8 protein-coding genes are annotated in these 7,348 nt (G+C 65.6%); 4 read left to right on the plus strand and 4 right to left on the minus strand.

The features are described from left to right. The coding region (locus RMO57_RS08415) for an ABC transporter permease (protein ID WP_310385747.1) at positions 1-1,470 on the minus strand (1,470 nt) is incomplete at its 3' end. Positions 1,471-1,589: 119 nt separating this feature from the next. On the opposite strand from RMO57_RS08415, the gene RMO57_RS08420 reads away from it, so the two are divergent. The 4 genes from RMO57_RS08420 (at position 1,590) to RMO57_RS08435 (ending at position 5,262) form a co-directional block, all read left to right on the plus strand. Further along, positions 1,590-2,486, plus strand: a complete 897-nt coding sequence (locus RMO57_RS08420) for a class III extradiol ring-cleavage dioxygenase (RefSeq protein WP_310385748.1) — start codon at positions 1,590-1,592, stop codon at positions 2,484-2,486. Between the two features lie 134 nt (positions 2,487-2,620). Continuing rightward, entirely contained in the window at positions 2,621-3,169 is a 549-nt protein-coding gene (gene ruvC, locus RMO57_RS08425) for a crossover junction endodeoxyribonuclease RuvC (RefSeq protein ID WP_310385749.1), read from the plus strand. Between the two features lie 10 nt (positions 3,170-3,179). Continuing rightward, a complete protein-coding gene (locus RMO57_RS08430; RefSeq protein ID WP_310385750.1) occupies positions 3,180-3,677 on the plus strand; it encodes a PH domain-containing protein in 498 nt (165 codons plus the stop codon). Further along, entirely contained in the window at positions 3,670-5,262 is a 1,593-nt protein-coding gene (locus tag RMO57_RS08435; RefSeq protein ID WP_310385751.1) for a PH domain-containing protein, read from the plus strand. Before RMO57_RS08430 ends, RMO57_RS08435 begins: the two co-directional genes overlap by 8 nt. Here RMO57_RS08435 and RMO57_RS08440 read toward each other — a convergent pair. The 3 genes from RMO57_RS08440 to RMO57_RS08450 are packed head-to-tail and all read right to left on the minus strand — an operon-like array spanning position 5,188 to position 7,306. Beyond that, on the minus strand, positions 5,188-5,697 hold the full coding sequence (locus tag RMO57_RS08440; RefSeq protein ID WP_310385752.1) for a PEP-CTERM sorting domain-containing protein: 510 nt from the start codon (positions 5,695-5,697) through the stop codon (positions 5,188-5,190). The genes RMO57_RS08435 and RMO57_RS08440 overlap by 75 nt on opposite strands. Before the next feature lie 38 nt (positions 5,698-5,735). Further along, the gene (locus RMO57_RS08445; RefSeq protein WP_310385753.1) at positions 5,736-7,154 is read right to left on the minus strand and encodes an ExeM/NucH family extracellular endonuclease; all 1,419 of its coding nucleotides are present in this window, start codon (positions 7,152-7,154) and stop codon (positions 5,736-5,738) included. Next, a complete protein-coding gene (locus RMO57_RS08450; RefSeq protein ID WP_310385754.1) occupies positions 7,046-7,306 on the minus strand; it encodes a hypothetical protein in 261 nt (86 codons plus the stop codon). The genes RMO57_RS08445 and RMO57_RS08450 overlap by 109 nt, the downstream gene beginning before the upstream one ends. Positions 7,307-7,348: the final 42 nt, after the last annotated feature.

Raw genomic sequence — 7,348 nt, forward strand, 5'->3', positions numbered from 1 at the left:
CGCAAAACCTGGCCGCGCCGCGACCTGGCGCGTCGCCAGCAACAGCCAGCGCGGCGCCTGTGTGCCGTTGACACTGAGCGGTACGACACGCCGCAGCACCGTCACCGCCAGCCACGACAGCAAGGCAAACACCGCCACCGCCGCGCCAAAGCCGCCGGCCGCAATCGCCCCCAGCACCAAGTCGCCCGACAAGGCCATCAAAATGGCCGCAAAGCCCAACACCCCGGCCACCAAAACCAACAGCGAGCCCGCGTTCAAGCTGCCCAAATCACGCCGTATCACCCGCAGCGCCGGCACCGCCGCCAACTGCAGCACCGGCGGCAAACCAAAGCCCAATAACAAGCTCAAACCCAGGCCAAAGCCCAAGGCCACCGGCCACCAACTCGGGCTCGGCAAACTCACATCAAGCAGGCCAGCCAGCAAGCTGACAAAGCCGTGATGGACCGCCCAGCCCAAGAACACCCCCAGCGCGCTGCCGACCAAGCCAGCGGCACCGAATTCCAAGCCATAGGTCCAGGCAATGCGCCGCTGCGATTGCCCCAGCACGCGCAGCATCGCGCAGTCATCCATATGCCGGGCCGCAAAGTCACGCGCGGCCAGCGCCACCGCCACCGCCGCCAACAAGGCCGCCAGCATGGCCACCAGGCTGAGGAATTTGCTGGCCCTGTCCAAGGTTTGGCGCATCTCGGGCCGGCCGTTCTCCAAGGAATCCAGGCGCACACCGCGCCAGCCGGCGCTTTCGATCAAGGCCGTTGCCCGCGTCACAAAACTGGTCACTGCCTTGCTGCTGTCGGTGTCGCTGGCCGCCACCGCCAGCCGGTAGCTGATGCGGCTGGCCGGCTGCACCAGACCGGTGGCGGCCAAATCCGCCTCGGCCAACATCAGACGCGGCGCAAAATTGAGAAAGCCCGCGCCCCGGTCGGGTTCCGTCTGGATGACACCGGCAATGCGCAAGCTCAACTCGCCCAGCAATACCGAGTCGCCCAGCTTGAGCGCCAAGGCCGTCAACACCGGCGCGTCCACCCAGACCTCGCCCACCGCCGGGGCTTGCACCGTGCGCCCATCCTGCAACAGCAAACGCCCACGCAGCGGATAGGCCGGCCCGACCGCCTTCACCGCCACCAAGCGGCTGGCGCCGCCTTGCGCCTCAGTGGCTCTTGCCATACTGGGGAAATTGACGCTGCTGACTTGCTGCAACTTCAGCTCGTCGGCCAGCGCCAGCAAGGGCGCGGGCGTGGGCTGGTCACTGAGCAAGACCGCGTCGCCGCCCAGCAGCTGCGCGGCGTCCCGGCGCAAGCCCTGGTCCAAACGGTCGGACAAAAAACTCACCGCACACAAGGCCGCCACCGCCAGCGCCACCGCCAACATCAGGAGCCGCAACTCGCCCGCGCGCCAGTCGCGCCAGAGTTGTCGCCAGGCCATTTGCAGCACCGTCGGCGGGGTCTTGGTTTGGGGGATAGATGTACTCATGCCCCGCACTGTAGCGAGAGTCCGGCAGGCGTCCTTGGTCAGCATGCAAAAGCCCTGAACGAGGGATTCAATCCCGCGCCACCCAGCACGCGGCCGTCGCTGGCCCAATCAAGACCATCATGAGCACACACACCGCACAATTTCCGCCACTGTTTTTGTCTCACGGATCCCCAATGACCGCACTCGAGCCGCGCGAGGCAGGCGCGTTCATGACGCGACTGGGGCAAGTTCTGGACGCCCACTACGGCCGCCCGCGTGCCGTGTTGATGATTTCCGCCCACACCAGCGCGCAGCAGCCGCATTTGCTGGCCGCCGACCAACATCAAGCGATTTACGACTTTGGCGGTTTCCCGGACCGGCTGCGCAGCCTGCGCTACGACGCGAAGGGTGCGCCGGCGCTCGCCCAAGAAGTCATCACCCTGGCCAGCCAAGCCGGCGTGCCCATGCAGCTGGCGCAACAAGGCGGCCTGGACCATGGCGCCTGGGTGCCTTTGCGCTACCTCTATCCCGACGCCGATGTGCCGGTTTTGCCGCTGGCCTTCGTCGCCGACGCGAGCCCGGCCCAACAGTTCGCGCTCGGCGAGCTACTGGCGCCGTTGGCGCGGACCGGGGTCTTGATCATTGGCAGCGGCAGCATCACTCACAACCTGAGCCTGGTGTTTGGCCGAGGCGGCATGCAGCCCATCGATGCCGTCGAACTGGAGAGTTCGCGGGCCTTCCGCACCTGGTGGCAGCAGCGCAGTACAGACCGAGACTGGCCGGCCTTGCTCGACTACCGGGCGCAAGCCCCTTTCGCCGCAGCCATGCACCCGAGCGACGAGCACCTGCTGCCCTGGTTCATCGCCGCCGGCGCGGGCGGGCGGGAGGCGGCGCCACGGCGCCTGCATGCCAGTTTGACCTTTGGTTCCTTGGGCATGGACGCCTATGCCTTCGGGCCGGCCGCACCCGAGCTGGCTCAAGCGCTTAAATCCAGCGAATCGGCTGCCGCGGCACTGCCGGCTGCCCCCCAGCATTGACCAGCAAGCGCTGCGCCGCAAGAGTTCGACCTTGCGTCTGCCGGCCAGTCCCAACTCGTTGACGATTCATTTGCTTGCGCATCAACGGCAGCTTTGGGCCATCATGCTGATCGCAAGCTGCGACACTGCAAGCCATGAGAATTCTTGGAATTGACCCCGGTCTACAGACAACGGGTTTTGGCTTGATCGACGCCGACGGCCCGCGCCTCAGCTACGTGGCCAGCGGCACCATCAAGACCAGCGCGGTGGCGACCGGCGACCTGCCGGCCCGCCTCAAGATCATCTTCGACGGCGTGCGCGAGGTGACCGCCCGCTACCAGCCGCATTGCGCGGCGGTCGAGATCGTGTTCGTCAACGTCAACCCGCAGTCCACCCTGCTGCTCGGCCAAGCGCGCGGCGCGGCCATCACCGCGCTGGTGTCGAATGACCTACCGGTGGCCGAGTACACCGCGCTGCAGATGAAAAAAGCGGTGGTCGGCCATGGCCATGCGGCCAAGGAGCAGGTGCAGGCGATGGTGCAGCGGCTGCTGAATCTGCCCTCCGAGCCCGGCAAGGACGCCGCCGATGCGCTGGGCCTGGCCATCATGCATGCGCATGCCAGCGTGTCCTTCGAGGCGATGAGCCGCAGCACCACCTTGCAACGCCGCCAGCACGCGCAGTTCAAGGGCGGGCGCACTTACTGAAAGTTATTGGATGACGAAGCTTCCCCCCTCGGCGGTTCAAGCCATCTCCCGCATGCCCGCCCTGTTGCGCTATTGGCGCTGGCGCCATGGCTTGAGTGGCGCCTTGCCGGGTTTGGCCCTGGCGGCGCTGGGCTTGGTGCAATCGCTCGCCTGGGCCGCGGCCTTGGGCCTGACTCTCGCCGCGGCGGGTTTCGCCCTGGGCTGGCGCTACGCCGGCCAGCGCTTTGCCCACTACCGCGCCGAGCTGCATGAGAGCGAAGGCGTGGTGCTGTATAGCGGCGTCTGGTGGCGCAGCGAGGTCTGGGTGCCCACTGCCCGGCTGCAGCATCTGGACGTCAGCCAAGGGCCGTTGGACCGGCGCTGGGGCATGGCGAGCTTGAGCCTGCACACGGCGGGCAGCCATGATCATCAGGTCAGCGTTCACGGCCTGCCGCTGGCCGAGGCGCACGCCCTGCGCGAGCATCTGTTGCCGCGCCAGGCGCCTGAGCTTGAACATGAGCATGAGTGAATCGAGCTCGCACTTGCTGCGCCTGCATCCGGCCTCATGGCTGTTCGGCATCGCCGGCCTGCTCAAGCAGATGTTGCTGCCCTTGATTGCGGTACTGGTGTTGGGGCAAAAAGACTCGCAATGGGTCTTGTGGGCCCTGCCCGCGATGCTGGCGCTGACCTTGCGTTCGGTGCTGCAGGCGCGGGCCTTTCGCTACGAGGTCAGCGCCGGCGAATTGCTGGTGCGCGAAGGGGTGCTGGACCGCTCATTGCGCCACATTCCGGTGGCGCGCATTCAAAACATCACCCAGCGACAGGAGTTTTTGCACCGCCTGCTGGGCGTCACCGAGCTGCGCCTTGAGTCTGCGGCCGGCGGCAAGCCGGAGGCGGTGATGAAGGTCTTGAGCCTCGCGGCGGCCGCGCAACTGGAGGCCCTGCTGCGCGGCGGCGCCCAAACGCTTGAAAGCACCGGCGACAGCCCGCGCCTCTTGCACGCCATGCCCATGCGGGAGGTCTTGCTGCTGGGCCTGAGCAGCAATCGCGGCAAGCTGATGGTGGCGGCCGGTTTTGGCTTCGTGATGCAAAGCCAGACGCTGCGCTCGCAGCTGCTGCAATGGTCAAAAGGCCCGGTGGATGCGCTCAGCCGCAGCTTCAGCGCCGATCTGCAAAACCAGGCCTGGCTGCACTTGACGGCGCTGAGCCTGGGCCTGCTGCTGCTGGGCTTGGTGCTTTTGCAGCTGTTGTCGGCGGCGATGGCGCTGCTCAAATTTCATAACTTCAAACTTGAACAGCATGGCGAGCGTCTGCTCAGCACCGCGGGCCTCACCACCCAAACCCGCGCTGCCGTGCGCCTGCCCAGGCTGCAGCGCTGGGAGCTCAGTAGCAGCTGGTTGCAGCGTCGGCTGAACCGTTGCCAGCTGAGCGTGACCGTGGCCGGTCAGGGCGACAGCGGCAACGATGGGGCTGAAAAATTCGCCCGCTTCAAGGAGCTTGCACCGTTGGCAACGCCGCCGCAGGCGCACGCCTTGCTGCGCCTGTGCCTGCCGCAGCTGGACTGGCCAGCGCTGATTTGGCAGCCCTTGGCCGAGGCCGGCTTGCGCCGTCGGCTGCTGGGCCAAGCGCTGGGTTTGGTGCCGCTGTGGCTGACGGGCGTAGCGGCCAATTGGATCTTGGGCGCGCCGCTGCCTTGGCCGGTCTGGCTCGTAGGCAGCGCCTTGTTGATGGCTGCTGTGCTGCTGCATGCGCGGGCCTGGCAGCGCTTTGGCGCTTACGCACTGTCCGGCGACCTACTGCTTTACCGCAGCGGTGTGTTCACGCAGCGCTGGGTCATCGTGTCGTGTCCCAAGCTGCAAAGCCTGCGCCTCTTCAGCACCGGCTTGGACCGCCGGTTTGGCCTACAGCGACTGCAGGCCGATACCCAAGGCGGCAACGGGCAGGCCCGCGCGCTTGACATTGCTTGTCTGCCGGCGGGCGAAACGGCAGCCCTCAGGGCCTCGCTGTGGCGAGGCTTGCTGACGGCGCCGCTCAACTCATCAGGCCCGGGCAGCGCGGCGACGTGCCAAGGCGCCCAAAGCCAAGATGCCGGCCAGGCTCAGAGCCCAGCTTGATGGCTCGGGCACGACGCTGACGGTGTAGCTGCCACTGCCCTCCAGCCCCGCCGCAGTGCGGTAGACCAGGTAGGCATCGGCCACGCCAAACGGGCTGCTGATCATTGCCACGGCAGGCGTAACACCGGTCGAATAGCTGACCTCGACCCCCAGCAACTCACCATTCATAAAGGCTGCCCGCGGCGCCGCATCACTGCCTGCAAATGAGTAGTTATTGCCGAAGGCCAGCAAATTCCAGGCGCTGAGGTTGACAAACTCCTCGCCGGAGTTGCTCAACAAAGTTTCATCAAAGCTGAACTGACCACTGAAAGCCTGCACAGGCAAAGGGCCCCCTGCATCGGTGTTGCCGCTGAAGTTGAAGCTGGCCGCCGTGGCTGCCTGCGCAGCCAGCGCCAAAGTGGCCGCACAAGCGAGCATCTTGAGATTGAAGTTCATGATCTTTTTTGCTTTCAAAATGAGGGTGAGAGGGTCACTCAGAACTTGTAGTTAGCGGTGCTCAGCTTGTCGCAGCTCAGACCCTTCAGTTGCACCAGCGGACGGCTGCGCGTCAGAGCACCGCTGCCGGCCGCATTGATGCCGATCACCGCCGCGCCGACCGCATTGCTGCACACCACATGGCCGGAAGCCAGCGGGTTGGCACTGCTGATGCCGAGGCTACGCATCAGCTGACCCAGGTCCAGCAAGTCATCGGCCGGTGTGAAGTCGCTGATGGCGTCGCCGGCATCGATCATGCTGGTGTAGACAAACTGGTCGCGGCCTTGGCCGCCGGTCAGCGTGTCGGCACCGGCGCCGCCTTCGATGATGTCGTCACCGGCGCTGCCCGTGATCACATCACGGCCGACCCCGCCCTTGAGCTTTTTGTACAGATTCAAGCCCAGCAGCATCGGGTCATGGTCGGAGGACTTGAACGCCGTGGGCTGGTAGTAGCCGGCCGGGTTGAACTCGGTGTTGTAGTCCAGCACCAAGGGCTCATCGGCATTGATATGCCAGGAGGTGGCGTGGCTGATCTTGGGCGCAATGCTGGCGCTGCCGAAACCATGGTCAAGGCGGCCGGCAAAGCCGTCGAACACATAGGAGTAATGCGCAGGATCGAACTTGCCCACCAGGTCTTTGATGCCGCCATCCGAGGTCAACTCGTGCACCGGGTCTTCTTGCGCATAGGCGTTGAAATCGCCGAGCAGGATCACGTCTGGCGTGCCGGCCGTGGCTTGCACCTGGGACATGAAATTGCGCAGTTGCGCCGCTTGCAGGACACGGTTGGCGTTGTAGCAGCCTTGCAGATCGCCTTGATCTGCATTGGCACCGGACGCTCCGCTGCAACTCTTGGACTTCAGGTGGTTGACCACCACGGCAAAGCGCTCGCCGTTGGCGGCCTGGAAACCTTGCGCATAGGTCGGGCGGTTGTTGACCGGATGGGTGTCGGACAGCGCGGCGCCAAACAACTTCAGCTTGGTCGGCTTGTAAATCATCGCCACCCGGATCGCGTCGTCACCGGTGTCAGCCGGCAACGGTGTGGCGGCATAGGTGCCCGCGCCCAACACCGCGTTGAGGCCTTCGACCAGATTCAACAGCGCCACATTGCCGTTGTTCTGAATCTCCATCAAACCAACCACATCGGCGTTGAGGGCGCTCAGCGCGGCAACGATCTTGGCGCGCTGGCGGCCGAACTCATTGGCGTTGTTGGCGCCGCGGCAGTTGGCGGCCGAAGTGGCGCCGCCCAAGCTGCAACCCTGGCCGGTCTGGCCGCTGGCGGTTTGGCCATTGGTGAAGGTGGTGAAGTAATTCAGCACATTGGCGCTGGCGATGCTGATGTTGCCGCCCACGGCCGGCGGTGCGCTGCGCGGATTGCTGCGGTCGAACACAGGCATGCCGACCGGCTGCAGCCGGTACATCGAGGCGCCGGTGGCGCTGGCGGTGGCCAGGCCGTAGTCGACGCTTCCGTGGGCGTGGTGGCCCCGCCATAGATGCCCGCGAGCAGGATGACCGGCATCATCAGCGCCGGCAGCGCCCGCAGCGTAACGCCGGGTATTTCGCGCAAAGGCACCGCGTCCTCGGCGGGGATGTTGCGGCGAAACTCACCGTACAA

It is taken from the genome of Roseateles sp., from assembly GCF_031397715.1.
GTDB lineage: Bacteria > Pseudomonadota > Gammaproteobacteria > Burkholderiales > Burkholderiaceae_C > Paucibacter_A.